The organism is Streptomyces parvus, assembly GCF_014648875.1.
Taxonomy (GTDB): Bacteria; Actinomycetota; Actinomycetes; order Streptomycetales; family Streptomycetaceae; genus Streptomyces; species Streptomyces parvus.
Genome location: NZ_BMRY01000021.1, coordinates 1 through 19,905, shown reverse-complemented (window position 1 = coordinate 19,905; position 19,905 = coordinate 1). Strand labels below are relative to the sequence as shown.

Genomic DNA, 19,905 nt, shown 5'->3' with positions numbered 1-19,905 from the left:
GCGTATGGAGTGGTTGACGGCCCCTTTCGAGGTGGCCTTTGTGCAGAGGGCCCTGTGGGCCGGGATCCTGGTGTCGGCGATATGCGCCCTCGCGGGAACGTGGGTGGTGCTCCGCGGGATGGCCTTCCTCGGTGACGCCATGTCGCACGGGTTGCTGCCCGGCGTCGCGGTCGCCTCCCTGCTGGGAGGCAACCTGCTGGTGGGGGCGGTGGTGAGCGCGGCCGTGATGGCGGCGGGCGTCACGGCCCTCGGGCGGACTCCGCGACTGTCCCAGGACACCGGCATCGGCCTGCTGTTCGTGGGCATGCTGTCGCTCGGCGTCATCATCGTGTCGCGCTCGCAGTCCTTCGCGGTGGACCTCACCGGCTTCCTGTTCGGAGACGTCCTCGCCGTGCGGGAGAGCGATCTGTTCCTCCTCGGAGTAGCCCTGCTGCTGGCGCTGGCCGTCTCGGTGCTCGGCCACCGGGCTTTCCTGGCTCTCGCGTTCGACGACCGCAAGGCCCGGACACTCGGGCTGCGTCCCCGGCTCGCCCATGCCGTACTGCTCGGCCTGCTGGCTCTGGCCATCGTGGCCTCCTTCCACATCGTGGGCACGCTGCTCGTTCTCGGTCTGCTCATCGCCCCGCCCGCAGCGGCCCTGCCCTGGGCGCGCAGCGTGAGCGGCGTCATGGCCCTGGCAGCGCTCCTCGGCGCCGCCGCCACCTTCGGCGGCCTGCTCCTGTCCTGGCATCTGCGCACCGCGGCCGGAGCTACCGTCTCGGCCCTCGCTGTCGCTCTCTTCTTCCTGTCCCACCTGGCATCCGGACTTCGGCACCGCCGCCCCGCGCGCCGCACCGGTCCTGCCGAACCGGCGGTCGCCCCGGCCGCGACCTCCCCCACGTCCTGACCGAGAGAAACCTGAGGCGATCCCCTTGCTCGTCCGAAAAAACGTCACATCACTGGCTCCGGCCCTCGCGGCCGTGATCCTCCTGACCGCCGGATGCGGGGGCGGGGACGAGGCCAAGTCCGGTTCCGGTGCGTCTGCTTCGTCCCCCACTCCGCACGGCTATGTCGAAGGCGCCACCGAGGCGGCCGAGCAGCAGTCCAGACTTCTGCTCGGCGACCCCGGGAGCGGTGAGACCCGCGTGCTGGACCTGATCACCGGCAAGGTGCACGACATCGCCCGCAGCCCCGGCGCCACCGCACTCACCACGGACGGCCGTTTCGGATACTTCCACGGCCCGGACGGCATACGGGTGCTCGACAGCGGCGCGTGGATGGTGGACCACGGCGACCACGTCCACTACTACCGCGCGAAGATCAAGGAGGTGGGCGAACTTCCGGCCGGCACCGGTACGAGCATCCGCAGCGACGCGGGCGTGACCGTGGCCACGTCGGCGACGGACGGGAAGGCGAGCGTGTATCGCCGGGCGGACCTGGAGAAGGGCGCCCTGGGCACGCCGTCCCCGCTGCCCGGAACGTTCGTCGGCGCCGTCGTGCCGTACGCGGAACACCTGGTGACGCTCACCGCCGAGAGCGGGGCTCCGGCGAAGGTCTCCGTGCTGGACCGTTCCGGCAAGCGCGTCGCCGCTCCGGAGGCGGAGTGCGAGCAGCCCCGGGGTGACGCGGTCACCCGGCGCGGGGTCGTCCTCGGCTGCGCCGACGGCGCCCTGCTCGTCCACGAGGACGACGGCGCCTTCACGGCGGAGATGATTCCGTACGGCGAGGACGTGCCGAAGGCCGAGCGGGCCGTGGAGTTCCGGCACCGCCCGGGCAGCAGCACCCTCACGGCACCCGCCGGCAAGGACGCCGTCTGGGTCCTGGATGCCGGCGAGGGCGCCTGGACCCGGGTGAAGACCGGCCCCGTGGTCGCCGCCAACACGGCCGGCGAAGGCTCACCGCTGGTCGTCCTGGAGACCGACGGGGCCCTGCACGGCTACGACATACCCACCGGCAAGGAGACCGGCGCGACCGATCCCCTGCTGAAGGAACTGCCTGAAGCCGGTGCGGGCGGCGGCGCGGCCCCGGTGATCGAGGTGGACCGCAGCCGGGCCTACCTCAACGACCCCGAGGGCAAGCGCGTGTACGAGATCGACTACAACGACGATCTCCGCGTGGCCCGTACGTTCGACGTCGACGTACGGCCGTCCCTGATGGTGGAGACGGGCCGATGAGCGCGCTCATGGGCGCTCCACGGATGCGCTCCCTGCTGGCCTCCCTGGTCGGCTTCCTCGCCCTCACCGGTGCGGCTACCGGCTGCGCGGGCGGCGGAGACGAACGGCCCCGGGTCGTGGTGACCACCAACATCCTCGGCGACATCACCCGGGAGATCGTCGGGGACGAGGCAGGCGTCAGTGTCCTGATGAAGCCCAACGCCGACCCGCACTCCTTCGGCCTCTCGGCCGTGCAGGCAGCTGAGTTGGAGAACGCGGACCTGGTCGTCTACAACGGGCTCGGCCTGGAGGAGAACGTGCTGCGGCACGTGGAGGCGGCCCGCGAGTCCGGAGTGGCCACCTTCGCCGCGGGTGAGGCGGCCGACCCCCTCACCTTCCACGCCGGACAGGACGGCGGCCCCGAAGAGGACGCCGGCAAGCCCGATCCGCACTTCTGGACCGACCCCGACCGCGTACGCGAGGCCGCCGGTCTGATCGCCGACCAGGTCGCCGAGCACGTGGAGGGCGTCGACGAGAAGAAGGTCCGGGAGAACGCCGAGCGGTACGACGGACAACTCGCCGACCTCACGGGATGGATGGAGAAGTCCTTCGCCGCCATCCCCGAGGACCGGCGTGTCCTGGTGACCAACCACCACGTCTTCGGCTACCTCGCCGACCGCTTCGGCTTCCGCGTCATCGGCGCGGTCATCCCCAGCGGCACCACGCTCGCCTCGCCCAGCTCCTCCGACCTGCGCTCTCTCACCCAGGCCATGGAGAAAGCCAAGGTGCGCACCGTCTTCGCCGACTCCTCCCAGCCCACCCGGCTCGCCGAGGTCCTGCGCCAGGAGATGGGCGGCGACGTGGACGTCGTCTCGCTCTACTCCGAGTCGCTGACCGAGAAGGGCAAGGGCGCCGGCACCTACCTGGAGATGATGCGCGCCAACACCTCGGCCATGGCCGAGGGCCTCACCGGCGACTGAACGAGCTTCCCCGCGGCACGGCACCTCGAACGCCGGCCGCTCCACCCCACAAACCTGCGCCTGAGGGCCGGAGAGGAAACACCGATCATGAACAAGCCCACGCGCGCCAGAGTGTTCACGGGCACGGCGCTGGTCGTGGCGGCGTCGATGGCGCTGACCGCCTGCGGCGGCAACGGCAACGACGACACCCCTGCCGGCGCAGAGCCCAAGAAGCAGAAGAGCAGCGAGGCCGCGGCGGTCGGGAACCCGATCGTCGCCTCGTACGACGGGGGACTGTACGTCCTCGACGGCGAGACCCTGAAGCTCGCGAAGACGATCGAACTGCCCGGCTTCAACCGGGTCAACCCGGCGGGCGACAAGGAGCACGTCGTCGTCTCCACGGACTCCGGCTTCCGCGTGTTCGACGCCACCCGACAGGAGTTCACCGACGCCGAGTTCAAGGGTTCCAAGCCGGGGCACGTCGTCCGGCACGGCGGCAAGACGGTCCTGTTCACCGACGGCACGGGAGAGGTGAACGTCTTCGACCCCGCCGGCCTGTCCGACGGGAAGAAGCCGGACGGCCGCACCTACACGTCCGCGAAGCCCCACCACGGTGTCGCCATCGAACTGGCCGGCGGAGAACTCGTCACCACCCTCGGCACCGAGGAGAAGCGCACCGGAGCCCTCGTCCTGGACAAGGACAACAAGGAGATCGCGCGTTCCGAGGACTGCCCCGGAGTGCACGGCGAGGCCGCCGCCCAGGACGAGGCGGTCGGCTTCGGCTGCGAGGACGGCGTCCTGCTCTACAAGGACGGCAAGTTCACCAAGGTCGACGCCCCCGGCGACTACGCCCGCACCGGCAACCAGGCAGGCAGCGACGTCTCCCCGATCCTCCTCGGCGACTACAAGACCGACCCCGACGCCGAACTGGAACGTCCCACCCGCATATCCCTGATCGACACCCGTACGGCGAAGATGAAGCTGGTCGACCTCGGCACCAGCTACTCCTTCCGTTCCCTCGCCCGCGGCCCGCACGGCGAAGCCCTCGTGCTCGGCACCAACGGCATCCTCCACGTCATCGACCCGGAGACCGGAAAGGTCGAGAAGAAGATCGAAGCGGTCGGCGACTGGACCGAGCCCCTGGACTGGCAGCAGCCCAGGCCCACCCTGTTCGTCCGGGACCACACGGCGTACGTCTCCGACCCGGGCAAGCGTCAACTGCACTCCTTCGACCTGGAGTCGGGCGAGAAGCAGGCGTTCGTCACCCTGCCGAAGGGCACCAACGAACTGTCCGGGACGGTCGCCGGTCACTGACCTGTCCCGTTCCCCTTCTTCCTCGGGCCCCGAGGAGCGCAACGCCTGCCGGATTCGTGTTCCGGCAGGCGTTGCTGTCGTCGACGCTCCTGGGTGCCGGGGCCTGCGGTGTCGAGGGCTCTTTCTCGGAGGCAACGGCGAGCAGCAAGTGGTGCGGTAGGAGTCCCGCGCTTCCGTCCTGGATGCCGCGGAATCGCATCCTCGGCCCGCGCCGCATGTGGATAGTCCGGTTTGCCTCGACGGACGTTGGTGGAGTCGAGGGTTGGCAACTTGGACAACTCTGGGGCGGTGGAGTCCCTGGTTGAGCTGAAGCCTCAAGCTGCATGCCTGCCACCGCCGAGTGGAAACAGTGCCTCCGCGCCCCCGGTACGCGCCCCAGCGGCCACGCCCTTTACGGCCGCGCGCCCGGACCGGGTCAGCCGACGGCTAGGTCCCGGCGGAGATATTCGGCCGTGTGGGACGCGCCGGACTTCACCAGCTCCGCGGGCGTTCCCTCGAACAGGACCTGTCCGCCCCCGCTGCCCGCCTCGGGGCCGAGGTCGATGATCCAGTCGGCGCTCTTGACCACATCTAGGTTGTGCTCGATGACCAGCACGGTGTTGCCCTGGGTGACCAGGCGCTGCATGATGCCGAGAAGACGCTGGGTGTCGGACATGTGGAGCCCAGTGGTGGGCTCGTCCAGTACGTAGACGCCGCCCGTTCGGTGCAGGTCCGTCGCGAGCTTGAGACGCTGGCACTCGCCGCCGGACAGCGTGCTCAGAGGCTGCCCGAGGCGGAGGTATTCCAGGCCGACCTCGTTCAGCGCGAGCAGGATCCGCCGCAGTTTGGGCTCAGTGAAGAACTCGACGGCCTCGGCCGCCGTCATCTCCAGCACATCACTGATCGAGCGGCCCCGCAGACGCTTCTCCAGCACCTCCTCGGTGAACCGTCGCCCGTGGCAGACCTCGCAGACCGACTTCAGCGTCTCCAGGAAGGCGAGATCGGTGTAGATCATTCCCAGGCCCTGGCAGTTCGGGCAGGCGCCCTTGGAGTTGGCGCTGAAAAGCGAGGCGCTGACCCCGTTGGCCTTGGCGAACATCTTGCGGATCGGGTCCATCAGGCCTGTGTAGGTGGCGCTGTTCGATCGCCGGTTTGCGGTCACGGCGGTCTGATCGATCACGATCGCGTCCGGACAGCGGCTCAGGAACTCGTCGTTGACCAGTGAGCTCTTGCCCGACCCGGCGACACCGGTGATCACGGTCAGCACTCCGGTGGGAAAGTCCACCGAGACGTCCTTGAGGTTGTGGCCGTTCGCACCGGACACGGTGAGCTTTCCGGAGGGCCGCCGGGGGACGGCCCGCAGGGGCACACGGCTTCGCAGATGACGGCCGGTGAGCGTGCCCGATTCCGCCAGGCCGGCGAAGGTTCCCTCGAAGACCACTTCGCCGCCGAGCGCTCCCGCCTTCGGGCCCATGTCCACCACGTGGTCGGCGATGGCCATGACGTCGGGATCGTGCTCGACCACCAGCACGGTGTTGCCCTTGTCCCGCAGTTCGACGAGAAGCCTCTTCAGCCGGTGCACGTCACGGGCGTGCAGTCCTACGCTCGGTTCGTCGAAGACGTAGAGCATCCCGGTGAGGTCGCTGGCCAGGTGGCGGACCATCTTGATCCGCTGGGACTCGCCGCCCGAGAGCGTACGGGTCTGCCGGTCGAGGCTCAGATAGCCGAGCCCGATGTCGTCGAGGTGGCGCAGCCGGGTGATCAGATCGTCCAGGACGGGCTTCACCTGAGGCAGCTCCAGCTCCGCCAGGAACGCTGCCAGGCGCCGCGCCTCCATCGTCGCGAGTTCGCCGATGTGACAGCCGGCGATGCGGGAGGCGCGGACGGCGGGGGCCAGGCGCGAGCCGTCGCAGGCGCGGCAGGGGGCGGAGTGGACGAACCGCTCGAACACGCGACGGCTGCGCTCGGACATGTCCTCCTTCTTGATGTACAGCCGGGTGAACTTGTCCACCAGCCCCTCGTAGGCGATGTTCAGCGTGTTGCCCTGCCACTCCAGGCGGAGCTTTTCCGGGAGCTCGCCGCGGAGCAGCAGCTGCCACTCCTCCGCCGTGAAGTCGGCCAGGGGGCGGTCGGCGGGGTAGAGCCCCGACTCGGCATAACTCAGCCAGTACCAGGTGTCGGTGGAGAAGTCCGGGTGGAGCAGCGCGCCCTCGTTGAGCGACTTGGCCGGATCGAGGAAGGCGTCGAGATCGAGCTCCACGCGTGTGCCCAGTCCCTCGCAGTCCGGGCACATGCCCTGGGGGTCGTTGAAGGAGTACGCGCTCGGGCGCAGTCCCCCCGGGGCTGCCGCTCGTGAGAACAGCAGGCGCAGCAGCGGGTTGACGTCGGTGACCGTGCCCACGGTGGAGCGCGGGTTGCCTCCCAGGCGCTTCTGGTCGATCACCACCGCTGCGGAGATGTTCGCGATGGAGTCCATGTCCGGGCGCCCCTGGTCGGGCAGGAAGGTGCGGACGAAGGCCGTGAACGTCTCGTTCAGCTGCCGTTGCGCCTCGGCGGCGATGGTGTCGAAGACCAGGGAGGACTTGCCCGAGCCGGAGACACCGGTGAAGACCGTCAACTTCCCCTTCGGGATGTCCACGGTGACGTTCTTGAGGTTGTTCTCCCTCGCACCGGTCACCGTGATGAACTCGGTACTCACATGTGCTCCTCGGATACTACGGGGACGGGACCGGGCTCATCGGGAGCCGCGGGTGGTGGTCGGGCCGGGGGCCGGGCGGGCGTCCGGCCCCCGGCGGGTCAAGCGTTCTCCTTTTGGAAGGTGCGTGTGCCCCAGACCAGTGCCAGCGCGGCCATGACCACGAGGACGAGGCATCCCGTCAGCAGTCCGGTGGAACTCAAGTCTCCACGGAAGGCGGCCCGTCCTGCGTCCACCACATGGGTCAGGGGGTTGATTCTGGCCAGCGCGTAGAGCCATCCCGGCGCCAGTTCCCGGGTGACCGGAAGGAGGACGCCGGAGAGCAGGAGCAGCGGCAGGAGCACCATGTTCATCAACGAGGGGAACGCGGCCTCGCTCTTGAGGATCAGGGCCAGCGCGTACGACCCCGAGGACAGGGAGATGGCCAGCACCGCCGCGATGGCCAGGCTGAGCAGCATGCCGGACAGCGGCGCGTCCAGGTCGAAGACGAGCAGGGTCACCACGACGATCAGCGTCGATTGCGCCACCGCCTGGACTGCCTGCGCCAGCACCTTGCCGAACAGCAGCGCCGATCGGCTGGCAGGGGTGCCCCGAAAGCGGTCGACCACGCCGACGCGGTACTCCGTCAGCAGCCCGACTCCCGCGAAGGAGCCGCTGAACAGGGCGGTCTGCACGATCAGCGCCGGGGTGAGAACGGTCCAGGCGTCGTCGGAGGGGAAGCCCGGGGTGTTGTCGACCACCGTCACCATGAGCGGCCCGAAGAGGAACAGGTACAGCAGGGGCTGCATGATCCCGATGAGCAGCCAGGTGGGGCTGCGCAGCGCCAGCCGCATGTCCCTGGTGAAGATCAGGCCGGTGTCACGCAGCATGAGTGGCCTCCATGGCCGGTGGTGCGGCCTCGCTGTCGCGCAGCGAGCGGCCGGTGAGACTGAGGAACACGTCGTCGAGGGTGGGGCGGTTGATCTGGACGGAGGTCATGAGGATGCCGCGGCCGTCCAGGGCGCGCAGCAGCTCCGGCAGCGCGGAGTCCCCGCGCGGAACCCGGAAGCGCACCGTGTCCTGCGCGACGGTCACCTCTTCGGCGCCGGGCAGCTGTTCAGCCAGCTCGGCGGCCTCGGCCGCACGGTCGGCGACGTCGACGGCGACGGCATCCCCCGTCACCCGTGCCTTGAGCTCGTCCGGCGTGCCCTCGGCGACGATCGTGCCGTGGTCCGTCACCAGGATCCGGTCGCACAGGCTGTCCGCCTCGTCCAGGTAGTGCGTGGTGAGGAAGACGGTCATTCCCTGTTCCGCGCGCATGCGCCGGACATGCTCCCAGAGATTGGCCCGGCTCTGCGGATCGAGACCGGAGGTGGGCTCGTCGAGGAAGACCAGCGCGGGGTCGTGCACCAGCCCCAGGGCGATGTCCAACCGACGCCGCTGACCGCCGGAGAGGGTCTTGGCGGGCCGCTGGTCGAGGCCGGCCAGATCGAGCTGTTCGGCCAGCAACGTGCCGCGCCGCCGGGCATCCGCCCGCGAGAGCCCGTACAGCCTGGCCTGCAGTTCGATCTCCTCGGCCACCCGGGAATCCGGCCAGGTCGAGCCGCCCTGGGCCACGTATCCGATTCTGCGGCGGACGCCCTGGGGGTCCGTCAGGAGGTCGCAGCCGCCGACGGTGGCCGTCCCCCCGGTCGGGCGCAGCAGAGTGGTGAGCATGCGCAGGGTCGTGGTCTTGCCGGCTCCGTTCGGGCCGAGGAAGCCGACGAGTTCGCCGGCGGCGACGTCGAAGTCGATGCCCTTCACGGCGTCGACGGTCCGACCGCGCACGGTGAACTGTCTGGCGAGGCCTCGCACGGTAATCATGAGGTCCCTCTCTGGTGCGTTCCGGCTGTCGGGTCGGATGGGGGAAGGGGCCGGGCGGCCTGCCCCCTCGTTCCGGGTCACTCCTGGCCGGCCTCGGCGAGCCGCTCCTGCGCCTCGGCCATGTCCTCGGTGGTCGGCGCGTCGTCCTGGGTGAGCTTGAACCGCCAGTAGCCGCTGAAGTCGATCGCCCGCTTGTCCAGCTGCCGCTCGTTCACGAGGTGGCGTCGGAGGCTGCGCACGGTGCCGGACTCGCCCGCCAGCCAGGCGAAGGGGCGGCCGGGAAGGAAGGTGGCCTCGCGCACGGCGTCGACCAACACCTCGCTCTGGCCGGCGGCGGCTCCGTCCCGGTGAAGCCAGTGGACCGTGACGTCCCCGGCCGTCTCGAAGCTCTGGTGTTCGGCCGCGTCGGCGACCTCCAGGTAGGCGACGGCGCGTGCCCCATCGGGCAGGGCCTCCAGGAGCGTGCCGACGGCGGGCAGCGCCGTCTCGTCACCGGCCAGCAGCAGCCAGTCGGAGCTCGCGATCGAGTCCGTGAGCGAGACCGGCCGGGAGTAGACCGCGGAGGGCCCCACCATGCCGAGCTGGTCGCCGACCCGGGCGGAGCCCGCCCACCGGGTGGCGGGGCCGGTCTCGCCGTGGAGGACGAAGTCGATCTCCAGAGCGTTGCTGTCCGGGTGGCGCCGCCGCACCGTGAAGCTACGCATCGTCGGCCGCTCGTCCTCCGGAATGGCGAGAAACGCGTAGTACCAGCTGGTCGCGTCGTCGCTCTCCTCGGGCAGGACGGGCCGGTCCTGGCCGGGCAGCGGGAAGCAGAGCTTGACCTGCTGGTCCGGCGACGTGCCGACGGAGGCGTCGAGCCGGTCGGCCTCGAACGTGACGCGGGCCATGTGCGGAGTCACCCGAGCGATGTCGGTGACCTGGATGAACGATACGGGGAGCTCTGCCATCGAAAAGACCTTCCATGAACGTCGGCCCTCTCGACGGGCCGACCCCACCTGATATCTTTACATCGTAAAGAGATGCGTCGTGGAGGTTACTTTATGGAGTAAGGAGTTGCAAGATGGTTGTGTTTTCCGGACAGGGCGATGCTCGCCGGACGATGGGCCTGCTCTGGCGCCCGCCCCCATCCGGCGGGGCCGGCGAGCCGCCGGGATCCAGGGACAGGCTCGATGTCGACACGATCGTGGCGGCGGGCATCGCGGTCGCCGACGAGCGGGGGATGGCCGCACTCTCGATGAGGGCGGTGGGGCGCAGGCTGGGGCGCACGGCGATGGCGCTCTACACCCATGTGCCGGGCAAGGGCGAGCTGATCGATCTCATGCATGACCGTGTGCTGGCCGAGGTCCCCGGCTCGTACGAGGTGGGGGAGGGGTGGCGGCCCGCGGTCGTCGCCTGGGCGGAGGACACCTGGGCGTGCTGTCTCCGTCACCCATGGGTCCTTCAGGTGTCCCAGGCCAGACCGGTTCTCGGGCCGGGCGCCTATGCTCAACTGGAGGCGCTGGTGGAGATTCTTCAAGGTGTAGGGATGGATTCCCCGAGGACGCGCCGCGTCGTCTCCGTCCTGTTCCAGTTCGTTCGCGGGACGGCCCGGATCGCGGCGGAGCACCGGCAGGCGGCACCGGCCACGGGGGTCTCCGACGAGGCGTGGTGGGAGGCTCGCTCCGCGTTGCTCGCGGAGGCTGCGCCGGACTTCGCCCGGCGTTTTCCGGCCCTCGCCGCGATGGAGGCCGTGGCGGCCGCACCCGTCGCGCACGAGTCCGATGGCGCCGTGTCGTATCTGGAGAGGGAGGCCCGGGACGCGTTCCGGGCCGGCCTCGGCCTGATCCTCGACGGTGTCGAGGCCGCCCTCGCCCCTCCCGCCGCGTGGTCGACTCCGCCGGTCCGCCCGGTGGCCGACTTCCGGTGAATCTTCTGGCGCGATGTTGATGGATTCTGGTCGTCATTTTCCCTCGGTGACATTATTGGACTTAAATTGATCGTTGACGATGGCGAGGCAGTTGTCCTACCGTTTTCGAGAAGGCGGCGTCAATCTTTCCTGCCGCCGGGCTGTGGGAGATTTGGCAGTACCTCAACACGAGGGGTAACGCATGCGGCACACGGATAACGGCGACCGGACGGACAGAGAATTAACGGTGCGGCGCAGCCCGGGGGGCGGAGTCGTCCGTCCCCGCCCGCAGCGGCAGGAGCGGATCCTGACCACGCGGGTCGGTCTCCAACTCCCTGTGGTTCTCAGATACGACCGGTGGGAGCGGGCCGGCCAGCACCTCTTCCAGATCGCGGACTCCTCGGCCTGGTGCCTGGGGGACTGGCTGGTCTACGGGCAGGAGCGGTATGCGGATCGCTACCAGGCCGGAGTCGAGGCCGCCGGTCTCGACTACCAGACCTTGCGCAACTACGCCTGGGTGACCCGGCGCTTCGAGTTCTGGCGGCGCCGCGAGTCCCTCAGCTTCGGCCACCACGCGGAGGTCGCCTCCCTCCCACCGGCGGAGGCGGACGCGTGGCTGGACCGCTCGGAACAGCACCGCTGGTCCCGCAACCAGCTGCGGATCAACCTCAGGGAGAGCCGCCGGGGGAAACGGGCGGTAGCCACTCCGGAGCGGACCCGGCTGCCGCGCATCAGCGCGTCCGGCGACCGGATGGGGGTCTGGCGTGAGGCCGCGTCCAAGGCGGACCGTGAGTTCGACGAGTGGATACTCTCCGCGCTCGACCGGGCCGCCGCACATGAACTCGGCCGGTGACGGTCCCGTGGACCCGTCGGCCCGATCGCTGGAGACTCCCGTCATGCAGATCAGCATCGATCATTCCGTGTGCATCGGATCCGGGCAGTGTGTCCTGACAGCACCCGGGCGGTTCACGCAGGACGAGGACGGATACGCGCAGGTGCTTCCGCGAGAGGCGGGCGACGCCACGCACCAGCAGGTGGACCAGGCGGCCCTGGCCTGTCCGGTCCAGGCGATCGCCGTGGCGCGCTGACCTCCCACTTCACCGTACTCTCCCTTCTGTGGGGCGGCGGGCCCTCGGGCCCCCCCGCCCCACAGGGCGTTCAGGGGCGCAGCCGTAGCCGTAGCGTGTTCAGGCGCCAACTGCCCGGCAGCATCGAGCGGTCCGGCCTGCCGTCGTCGGCGGCCGCAACGTCCGGATAGTGCTTCAGCAGCATGCCGAACGCCGCCTCAGCCTCCTGCCGGGCCAGGGTCGCTCCCAGGCAATAGTGGATGCCGTGGCCGAATCCGACATGGTTCTCGGCCTGTCCGTCCGGCTGCCGGCTGATGTCCAGTCGGTCCGGATTCGGATAGTGGCGCGGGTCGAAGTTGGCTGAGACCAGGACCGGTTGGACGGCGTCGCCCCGCGCGATGGCCGTGCCCGAGATCCACAGGTCCTCGGCCGCGTAGCGGAGCCGCGCCACCTGCACCGAACCGCACCACCGCATCAGCTCGTGGACCGCGCGCGGCAGCAGCGAAGGATCGTCGCGGAGCAACTCCAGCTGGTCGCGGTGGTGCAGCAACGCGGCGGTGCCGTTTCCGATCAGGTGAGCGCTCGTCTCGTGCCCGGCCAGTACCAGAGTGATGACCATGGTGACCATCTCGACGTCGGTGAGCCTCTCCCCGTCGTCGTCCTGGGCCCGGATCAGCTCGCTGAGCAGATCTTCCCCCAGCGCGCGACGCCGCTCCGCCACCAGGTCGTGGCAATAGTCGACCATCACCGGGAAGGAGTGCCGCAGCCGTTCCGGCCGCATCGACACCAGGTCCCCGCCCCATTCGCGCCACCGGTCGAGATCATCCGGCGGGATACCGACCAGCTCGCCGATCACGGTGATGGACAGCGGATACGAGAAATGCTCCAGCAGGTCGACCGACCCGTTCTGCTCCCGGTCCGGCAATTCGGTGAGCAGCCGGTCCGCGATCCGCTCGATCTCCGGCCGCAGACCGAGAATCCGGCGGGCCGTGAACGCCCGGGTCACCAGGCGCCGCAGCCGGGAGTGGTCCGGCGGATCGCTGTCCAGGACCGAGCCGAGCAGATAGACCCGCAAGGCCTCCGGGACCTCGAGCAGGTCCATCATGCTGTGGCGGGGGTCTGCCCCCTCCTCCCCCGGCACGTTCGAGGGGGTGTTGACGAAGCGCGGGTCGCGCAGCACCGCGCGGACGTCGGCGAAGCGCGTCACGAACCACACGGGGGTGCCGTCCACGAAACGGCCCCGGACGACCGGACTCTGCTCGCGCAGCCTGCCGTAGCCGCCGAACGGGTCTGCGAGCAGGTCCGGGTCCGTCATGTGGGGACCGACAGGGCAGGTCGCACCGGGACCCTCGGGCACGGTGAGCGGCGCCGGGAGCTCCGGCTCCCTCGGGCTGGTCACTTGACCGCGCTGATCACGCCGTGCGGGGTCCACCTGAGACCCGGCAGCCGTTCCGCCTCCACGAAGCCGGCGGCCCCGAACCACTCCTCGTACTGACCCCAGCGGTAGATGGTGCTGCTCGCCGCGGGCAGCGTCGCGAAGTACACGTTGTCCAGTGCCGCGTACAGGGGGCCGTCGCCGCTGTCGTCGGACATGGCGTTGAAGACCAGTACCCGGCCTCCCTCCGGCAGTGCGGCGTACGCCTTGCGGAGCAGGCTCACGTTCTCCTCGGGCGACCAGATCACCAGCTGGTTGGCGAACAGGACGCAGTCGTGTCCCAAGGGGTAGGCGTCGGTGAAGATGTCGGCCGCCCGGACCGATATGCGTTCGGTCAGCCCGTGTTCGGCGATCTTCCGCCGGGCGATCTCCACGGTGCCCGGAAGGTCCAGAACGGTGAACTCGACACCGGGGTTGGCCCCCGCCAGGGCGATGGCGTTCACACCGTCCCCGCCGCCCACGTCCAGTACGCGCCGTACCCCGGTCAGGTCCGCCTTCTCCACCAGGACCGGATTGGACAGGCGGGACCAGGAGCGCATGCACCGGTAGAAGAGCTGCTCCAGATCCGGATCCGCGGACAGCCGGTGGTACAGGTCCGTACCGGTGCCCTTGATCCTCCGCAGGCCGACATTGGTGTTGGCGCGCAGCGAGTCGGTGAAGTCCACCTCGGCGGGCCGGACGATCTGCTCCTCGTACGCGATCAGGTCCTCGACGATGTCCCACGTCCCGTCCTCGAACAGGCCGTCGAGGAGATCGGCGTTGTGGTACCGCTCATCCTGCCGGACCGTGAGTTCCAGGGCCGTCGTACCCAGCAGCAGTATCTGCACCGGGCGCGGCTCCAGGCCGAGTTCCCGTCCGATCTCCTCCGCCGACAGGCCGCCCGGCTGCCTGTGGAGCAGGGCGAACAGGCCCAGTCGGGTTCCTGCGTTGAGCATCTGGAAGGCCGAGGAGCCGAAGAGGATCCGGACCAGGCCGTCGGTAGTGAGCGGGGTCGCGTCTGCCATGAGTGCTCCGTAAGCGATGAGTCGGATGAAGGGGGACGTGCGGCGTTTCGGGAGGAATGGGTGTGCCTAGGGCCTGTCGTCAAATTCCCGCCTGCCGGGCGACGACGGGAATTTGACGACAGGCCCTAGGTCACCCGCGCCAGGCCGGACGGACGGGACCGGTGGCCGCCGCGGGCGACGACCTCACGGACGCGGTCCATCGCGTCCCAGATCTCCGTGAACCGGGTGTACAGCGGGGACGGTCCGATCCGCAGCCGGTCCGGCACCCGGTAGTCGCAGACCACCTTCGCCTCCGCAGCCAGCGTCTGGCAGATCTGCCAGGCATCGGGGTGGTACAGCGACACATGGGAACCGCGCCGCTCCGGCGTACGAGGCGAGGCGAGGCGGAAACCCAGAGGAACCAGCCAGGACTCCGCGAGGTCCACCGCCAGCCGGCCCAGCAGCAGCCCCTTGGCCCGGATCTCGGCCATACCCGCTTGCTCGACGAGGTCAAGGCCCGGCTCGATGGCCGCCAACGACAGCAGCGGCGGAGTGCTCACCAGGAACCGCTCGACCGTGTCCACCGGGTCGTAGTCGGGGCGCATGGCGAACTGCTCCCGTTGGCCGTACCACCCCCAGATCGGCTGTCGAAGCCTCTCCTGGAGCTCGCGCCGCACATAGAGGTAGGCCGGTGCTCCCGGCCCGCCGTTCAGATACTTGTACGTGCAGCCCACGGCGAGGTCGGTGCCCGCCGCCGCCAGCTCAACCGGCACCGCGCCCGCCGCGTGGGACAGGTCCCACAGCACCCTGGCGCCCACGGACCTCGCCATCTCGTTCACCCGCGCCATGTCCTGGAGCGCACCGCTGCGGTACGACACCAGCGACAGCACGACCAGGGCGACATCCCGGTCCAGCGCCGTGCGGAGCCGGTCCAGGTCGAGGCCGCCGTCGAGGTCGGAGCCGAGCCGGCGCAGCCGCAGCCCGCGCTGCTGGGTCAGTCCCTGGACGACGTACCGGTTGGTCGGGAAGTCCTCGGCGTCCATCAGGACCGTCCCGCGGTCCGCGACCTCGTCCAGCGCGGCGCCCGCCAGCTTGAACAGATTGACCGAGGTCGAGTCGGAGACCACCACCTCCCCGCGGCGCGCGCCCAGCACATGTTCCGCCAGTCGGTCGCCGAGCCTGGCGCCCCAGTCGATCCACTCCTGCCACGACCGCACCAGACCGTCGCCCCACCCCACCTCGACCACTTCGCGCAGATGGTCGCGGGTGGCGGCCGGCAGCCGGCCCAGCGAATTGCCGTCCAGGTAGATCAGCCCCGGGTCGGTGACCACGAACCGCTCCCGGTACCCCGCCAGGGGGTCGGCAGTGTCCAGAGCCTCCGCCACGGCCCGTGTGATGCCGTACTCCATCGCCTCTCCTTCTCTCTCGTCCGCGCGAGTCCGGCCCGGTCGCCCGGGCTGCCGGTCAGAGCACCGAGCGCACCGACCACAGCTCCGGGAAGAAGCGGTGGTCGCTGATCCGGGCCAGCCAGGGCACTCCCTCCGTGCCGCCGGTCCCCGGCTTGGCACCCAGCACCCGCTGCACGGTCACCAGATGGGTGTAGCGCCAGCGGGCGAACTGGTCGGCGGTGTCCATCAGCGCTTCGGCCAGCAGATAGAGGTCGCGATGTCCGGCAGGGTCCTCGTACACCTCACGCCACGCAGCCTCCACGTCGGGACCCTCCAGGTAGGGTCGCGCGCCGTCCCGTCCCCCGCCGTCCCGTCCCCCGCCGTCCTCGGGCGGCGTGAGGAGACCGCGCCGGACGAGCAGGGCCAGCGCCTCGTCGTACAGGCTCGGCTCCCGCAACTGCCCCAGCACCCGCTCGTACATCACCGAACCGCGGTGCGGCTCCACCATCCCCGGGCGCTTATTGCCGAGCAGGAACTCCAGCCGCCGGTAGCCCGCGGACTGGAATCCGGAGGCAGAGCCGAGCACGTCCCGGAACTCCGCGAACTCCACGGGGGACAGGACCGAGAACGTCTCCCAGGAAACCAGGAGGACCTGCTGCACCCGGGCGGAACGGCGCAGCGTCCACAGCGCCTCGTCGACCAGGTCCTTGCGCAACTGTTCGCGTGCCGTGGTGAACTCCTCGTGCAGCAGCTTGAACAGCAGCTCCTTGACCTGGCTCATGATGATGAATCCCGGTTCGGTGTCCGCCGCGCTCAGCGGGAACTGGAGCTCCAGCAAGGTGTCCATCCGCGCATAGTGCGCGTACGGGGTGGACCCGTGCGGCTGTTCGCCGGCAAAGGGACAAACACCTCCCGGCTCCGGACCCCCGGCGTTCTCCTCCGTGCTCATACGACGCTCCCCTCCAGTCCCAGCTGTGTCAGTACGGCATCGCCCAGCCCGGTGCCCCGGACGCCCAATTCGTAGGGAAGGTCGAAGTGATCGCGCAGCCGGCTGACCACTTCCGTCACCGCAGACCGGGACCGCAGCTCCGCCACCATCCGATCGTGCTGGCGGACGTATTCCTCGGTCTCATTGCCGCCCCGGGCGATCACCGTCGGGGGTAGCCGAGCCGGCAGCAGCCGCAGGGGGCTGTTGCGCCACGCCCCGGCCGCGTCCAGCCGCAGCGCCTCGTTGACGTACGACAGCCGCACCGGCTCCAGGTCGTACATGCCGCTCAGCAGCACCGTGCCCGCGATCCGTTCGGACACGTCGGGGCCCTCGACCGGACCGGGCAGGAGGGCCATGGCCGCCAGGTGCGCTCCGGCCGAGGACCCGCACAGGTGGAGCCGATGTGCCGCGAACCCCAGATCGTCCGCCCGGCTCAGCAGCCAGTCCACGCTGCGGCGAACCATGCCCGCCATCGCGTCCAGCCCCACATCGGGCGCCAGACCGTAGTCGATCACGGCGACAGCCGCCCCCGCGGCCAGCAACGGCGGTGCCGGGAAAGCCGATGCTGCCCGGCCCAGGGCCTGCCAGTTCCCGCCGTGGACGAACACCAGCAGCGGCGCCCGGCCACCCCCCGCGGCGGGGAAGTAGTCGAGCAGCTCGGCCGGGTGCGGGCCGTACCGGAGGGCGGTGCGCACCGGGTGGTTCTGGTGCGCCCGCGCGCTCAGCCGCTCGTACGCGTCGAGGTAGGCCTGGAGACTGGGGACCCGCGAACTGGGCGAGTACTGCAGATCCAGTGCGGCCCGGTCCATCCCCCGGTAGAGGGGCTTGCCCGGCCCGGCCGTCGGTTTCCCGCGCATCCGCTCAGCCCTCCCGGCCGTGCCGGCGGAGCGCACGCTCGTACAAGGTGGTGAGCAACGGGTCGATGCCGCTCCGCGACGTTTGGTACCGGCTTCCGAAGCGGTTCACGTACTCCTCGAACCACTCCCGCCGCTCACCGAGGAACAGCACGTCGTGGATGGCCATTGAACGCACGGCCACCATCGGCACCGGGGCGTGGCTCACCTCGAAGGCCGGGTTCCGTGCCGCCTTCTCGTCGCACCGCTCGTGGAACTGCCCGATCATCAGCCCGCGGCGCACGCTCTCGGGCTTCAGAGCGGAGTGTGCCGCGTCGAGCAGGTGCAGGTTCTCGGCCCTCAGATCGGGCAGGACGAGCAGCAGCGAGCGCAGATTCGGGTTGCCGGCCTTCCAGCCGACCTCGCCGAACTCGTCCAGCGCGCAGCGGACGATCGCGTCGACGAGCTGCTGGCTCGGAGTGGGGCCGACGAGCCGGACCCTGATCTCCAGCGCCCCGGCGTCCATCGCGGGCGCGACGAACGGGCACACGGGGCCGGATCGGCCGAGTTCGCTGTGTGGTTGACGGATGTAGTCGCTCAGCCAGCCCTCGACGGCCTCCAGGGCTTTGGTCACGTCGACGGTGAAGACGTCGGTCAGCATCGTTGTGAGTCCTCGCGGGAAGCGGATGGGACATGTCTCGGAACCGGACACCGGACCTCATGTGCCATCGGTGACCTCGTTGAGCCTGGCCGACAGGATCTGTCCGATCCGAGAGACCGTCTCCGGGCTGTTCAGCATGGCTCCGTGCTCGCCGGGTACCACGTGCTCCTCGACCTTCCCCCGGACGTACGGCTGCCAGGCCTCGGCGGTCACCGGCGGATCCTGCTGTTCCGAACAGGCGATCAGCAGGAGGTCGCCGTCGACCGGTCCGGGCCGGTAGTCGACCGTCAGGTGGGTGTTGTTCGCCGAGATCTCCGTGATCGTGGCGAGCCGGTCCTCGTCCAGGTTGGCCAGCACACTGCCCTGGCGGCGCAGGATCTCCCGGGCCTCGGCGAAGGTCAGATCGCCGTCGTCGGACCGGTGGGTCCCGTCGTCGACCAGGCCGACGTGGTACAGGAGCATCACCCGGTCGTCGGGCGCGGGGACGTCGGCGTGGGTCAGACCCTGCCAGTTCGGGATGACGTCGAGCACGGCGATCAGCGCCACCTCCTCCCCGCGCCGCTGGAACTCCGCGGCCAGCGCGTGGGCGCAGAGACCGCCGAACGACCAGCCGGCCAGATGGTAGGGACCGTGCGGCTGGACGGTGCGGATCTGGTCGGCGTAGTCGACCGCCATCTCCTCGATGGTCCGGGGCCGGTCCTCCTCACGCGCCAGGCTGCGCGCCTGGATGCCGTACAGGGGGTACTTCGGATCCAGGTGCTTGATCAGAGCGCTGTACGACCAGCTGATCCCCCCACCGGGGTGGATGCAGAACAGTGGCGGCCGGGAGCCCCCGGTTCGGAGCGGGAGCACCACTTCGTAGGAGCCGTCCGGGTCGTCGACGTCCAGCCGCGCGGCGATCCCGCCCGGGGTCGGCGCCTCGAACAGGGTCCGCAGTCCCAGCTCCGCACCGAACGCGCCGCGCAGCCGGGCGATGAGCCGGGTGGCCAGCAGGGAGTGGCCGCCCAGGTCGAAGAAGTCCTCGTCCACGCCCACCACCGGCCTGCCGAGCACCTCCGCGAACAGCTCGCACACCACCTGCTCCTGCGGCGTGCCCGGGGGCCTGCCGACATCGGAGGTCTCGCTGTCCGGTGAGGGGAGCGCCGACCGGTCGAGCTTGCCGTTGGCCGTGAGCGGAAGCTTGTCGAGCGGGATGATGGCGGCCGGCCGCATGTAGTCGGGCAGTGTCCGGCGCAGGTGGTGGCGCAGGTCCGCCAGGAGGGCGCCGGTGCCGCTGCCGGCCGGGTTGGTCGTCCAGGCGGACAGGGAGGCCGTGGGCGGGCCGGACACCGCGGGCGCGTAGAGCCCGACGGGCCTGGCGCCTGCGAGGGCCGCGCGCTTGACGAAGACGACGTCGACGGCCCGGGAGTCCTGGGCGTTCCACGTGATTCCCGTCCAGTAGCCGTGCTCGTCGCCCAGTTGGTGGAAGGTGTCGAGATCCGCTGCCGGCACCGGTGGAACGGGGGCCGCCCCGCTCTCCACGGACTGTTGGACCGCGACGTCGTGGGCGATCCGCGGGTTCACGACACCCGTCACCCGGAGGTGGTCGGGCTCCTCCTTGCGGAGCCTCCGTACCAGGGTGTCGTCGTCGGGTGTCCAGGGGTGGGTGGGGGTGTGGGTGAGGGGGTGGGTGGTGGTTCCGGTTTTGTAGAGGGTGGTGTCGTAGCGGTAGCGGGTGAGTTCGTTGTGGTGGGTGCCGCGTTTG

18 protein-coding genes are annotated in these 19,905 nt (G+C 69.9%); 7 read left to right on the top strand and 11 right to left on the bottom strand.

The annotated features are described in order from the left end of the window. The first annotated feature begins 4 nt into the window (after nt 1-4). The 4 genes from aztB (at nt 5) to aztD (ending at nt 4,405) form a co-directional block, all read left to right on the top strand. Nucleotides 5-886: a zinc ABC transporter permease AztB gene (gene aztB, locus IE140_RS35050; protein ID WP_093436426.1), complete on the top strand. Its 882-nt coding sequence runs from the start codon at nt 5-7 to the stop codon at nt 884-886. Nucleotides 887-911: 25 nt separating this feature from the next. Then, nucleotides 912-2,153, top strand: coding sequence for a hypothetical protein (locus IE140_RS35045; RefSeq protein ID WP_150194530.1), 1,242 nt, complete (start codon nt 912-914; stop codon nt 2,151-2,153). After that, entirely contained in the window at nt 2,150-3,112 is a 963-nt protein-coding gene (gene aztC / locus IE140_RS35040) for a zinc ABC transporter substrate-binding protein AztC (RefSeq protein WP_189461053.1), read from the top strand. Before IE140_RS35045 ends, aztC begins: the two co-directional genes overlap by 4 nt. Nucleotides 3,113-3,199: 87 nt before the next feature. After that, nucleotides 3,200-4,405: a zinc metallochaperone AztD gene (gene aztD, locus IE140_RS35035; RefSeq protein WP_150194532.1), complete on the top strand. Its 1,206-nt coding sequence runs from the start codon at nt 3,200-3,202 to the stop codon at nt 4,403-4,405. A 415-nt stretch (nt 4,406-4,820) separates the two neighbouring features. On the opposite strand, the gene IE140_RS35030 is transcribed toward aztD, so the two are convergent. From IE140_RS35030 to IE140_RS35015, 4 genes are all read right to left on the bottom strand, one after another. Then, on the bottom strand, nt 4,821-7,082 hold the full coding sequence (locus IE140_RS35030; protein WP_150194534.1) for an ATP-binding cassette domain-containing protein: 2,262 nt from the start codon (nt 7,080-7,082) through the stop codon (nt 4,821-4,823). A gap of 98 nt (nt 7,083-7,180) precedes the next feature. After that, a complete protein-coding gene (locus tag IE140_RS35025; protein WP_093436413.1) occupies nt 7,181-7,948 on the bottom strand; it encodes an ABC transporter permease in 768 nt (255 codons plus the stop codon). After that, nucleotides 7,938-8,921, bottom strand: a complete 984-nt coding sequence (locus IE140_RS35020) for a daunorubicin resistance protein DrrA family ABC transporter ATP-binding protein (RefSeq protein WP_032765577.1) — start codon at nt 8,919-8,921, stop codon at nt 7,938-7,940. Before IE140_RS35020 ends, IE140_RS35025 begins: the two co-directional genes overlap by 11 nt. Before the next feature lie 77 nt (nt 8,922-8,998). After that, the gene (locus tag IE140_RS35015; protein WP_150194536.1) at nt 8,999-9,868 is read right to left on the bottom strand and encodes a siderophore-interacting protein; all 870 of its coding nucleotides are present in this window, start codon (nt 9,866-9,868) and stop codon (nt 8,999-9,001) included. A 113-nt stretch (nt 9,869-9,981) separates the two neighbouring features. Between IE140_RS35015 and IE140_RS35010 the strand changes: the two genes are divergently transcribed. The 3 genes from IE140_RS35010 to IE140_RS35000 all read left to right on the top strand — a co-directional run bounded on the left by IE140_RS35010 (nt 9,982) and on the right by IE140_RS35000 (nt 11,894). Next, the gene (locus tag IE140_RS35010; RefSeq protein WP_150194538.1) at nt 9,982-10,827 is read left to right on the top strand and encodes a TetR/AcrR family transcriptional regulator; all 846 of its coding nucleotides are present in this window, start codon (nt 9,982-9,984) and stop codon (nt 10,825-10,827) included. A 226-nt stretch (nt 10,828-11,053) separates the two neighbouring features. Then, a complete protein-coding gene (locus tag IE140_RS35005; RefSeq protein WP_268252806.1) occupies nt 11,054-11,659 on the top strand; it encodes an LmbU family transcriptional regulator in 606 nt (201 codons plus the stop codon). Between the two features lie 43 nt (nt 11,660-11,702). After that, on the top strand, nt 11,703-11,894 hold the full coding sequence (locus IE140_RS35000) for a ferredoxin (protein WP_032765837.1): 192 nt from the start codon (nt 11,703-11,705) through the stop codon (nt 11,892-11,894). A gap of 70 nt (nt 11,895-11,964) precedes the next feature. On the opposite strand, the gene IE140_RS34995 is transcribed toward IE140_RS35000, so the two are convergent. From IE140_RS34995 to IE140_RS34965, 7 genes are all read right to left on the bottom strand, one after another. Beyond that, entirely contained in the window at nt 11,965-13,188 is a 1,224-nt protein-coding gene (locus tag IE140_RS34995; protein ID WP_150194540.1) for a cytochrome P450 family protein, read from the bottom strand. Nucleotides 13,189-13,268: 80 nt separating this feature from the next. Continuing rightward, complete coding sequence (locus IE140_RS34990; protein ID WP_150194543.1) at nt 13,269-14,312, bottom strand: methyltransferase; 1,044 nt, start codon at nt 14,310-14,312, stop codon at nt 13,269-13,271. A 125-nt stretch (nt 14,313-14,437) separates the two neighbouring features. Next, nucleotides 14,438-15,700 (bottom strand): kynureninase, encoded by a 1,263-nt coding sequence (gene kynU / locus IE140_RS34985; protein ID WP_150194545.1) that lies wholly within the window; start codon nt 15,698-15,700, stop codon nt 14,438-14,440. Nucleotides 15,701-15,755: 55 nt separating this feature from the next. Further along, nucleotides 15,756-16,628 (bottom strand): tryptophan 2,3-dioxygenase, encoded by an 873-nt coding sequence (locus IE140_RS34980; protein ID WP_093436397.1) that lies wholly within the window; start codon nt 16,626-16,628, stop codon nt 15,756-15,758. Continuing rightward, on the bottom strand, nt 16,625-17,524 hold the full coding sequence (locus IE140_RS34975) for an alpha/beta hydrolase (protein WP_150194547.1): 900 nt from the start codon (nt 17,522-17,524) through the stop codon (nt 16,625-16,627). Before IE140_RS34975 ends, IE140_RS34980 begins: the two co-directional genes overlap by 4 nt. A 4-nt stretch (nt 17,525-17,528) precedes the next feature. Further along, entirely contained in the window at nt 17,529-18,161 is a 633-nt protein-coding gene (locus IE140_RS34970) for a DUF6875 domain-containing protein (protein ID WP_093436395.1), read from the bottom strand. Nucleotides 18,162-18,218: 57 nt separating this feature from the next. After that, a partial coding sequence (locus IE140_RS34965; RefSeq protein WP_189461050.1) for an alpha/beta fold hydrolase occupies nt 18,219-19,905 on the bottom strand: 1,687 nt, incomplete at its 5' end.

Excerpts from the sequence above, each read along its gene's own strand:
- aztB (WP_093436426.1), top strand. The coding sequence starts at position 5 with ATGGAGTGGTTGACGGCCCCTTTCGAGGTGGCCTTTGTGCAGAGGGCC.
- aztC (WP_189461053.1), top strand. The coding sequence starts at position 2,150 with ATGAGCGCGCTCATGGGCGCTCCACGGATGCGCTCCCTGCTGGCCTCC.
- aztD (WP_150194532.1), top strand. The coding sequence starts at position 3,200 with ATGAACAAGCCCACGCGCGCCAGAGTGTTCACGGGCACGGCGCTGGTC.
- IE140_RS35025 (WP_093436413.1), bottom strand. The coding sequence starts at position 7,948 with ATGCTGCGTGACACCGGCCTGATCTTCACCAGGGACATGCGGCTGGCG.
- IE140_RS35020 (WP_032765577.1), bottom strand. The coding sequence starts at position 8,921 with ATGATTACCGTGCGAGGCCTCGCCAGACAGTTCACCGTGCGCGGTCGG.
- IE140_RS35015 (WP_150194536.1), bottom strand. The coding sequence starts at position 9,868 with ATGGCAGAGCTCCCCGTATCGTTCATCCAGGTCACCGACATCGCTCGG.
- IE140_RS35010 (WP_150194538.1), top strand. The coding sequence starts at position 9,982 with ATGGTTGTGTTTTCCGGACAGGGCGATGCTCGCCGGACGATGGGCCTG.
- IE140_RS35000 (WP_032765837.1), top strand. The coding sequence starts at position 11,703 with ATGCAGATCAGCATCGATCATTCCGTGTGCATCGGATCCGGGCAGTGT.
- IE140_RS34995 (WP_150194540.1), bottom strand. The coding sequence starts at position 13,188 with ATGACGGACCCGGACCTGCTCGCAGACCCGTTCGGCGGCTACGGCAGG.
- IE140_RS34990 (WP_150194543.1), bottom strand. The coding sequence starts at position 14,312 with ATGGCAGACGCGACCCCGCTCACTACCGACGGCCTGGTCCGGATCCTC.
- kynU (WP_150194545.1), bottom strand. The coding sequence starts at position 15,700 with ATGGAGTACGGCATCACACGGGCCGTGGCGGAGGCTCTGGACACTGCC.
- IE140_RS34980 (WP_093436397.1), bottom strand. The coding sequence starts at position 16,628 with ATGAGCACGGAGGAGAACGCCGGGGGTCCGGAGCCGGGAGGTGTTTGT.
- IE140_RS34975 (WP_150194547.1), bottom strand. The coding sequence starts at position 17,524 with ATGCGCGGGAAACCGACGGCCGGGCCGGGCAAGCCCCTCTACCGGGGG.
- IE140_RS34970 (WP_093436395.1), bottom strand. The coding sequence starts at position 18,161 with ATGCTGACCGACGTCTTCACCGTCGACGTGACCAAAGCCCTGGAGGCC.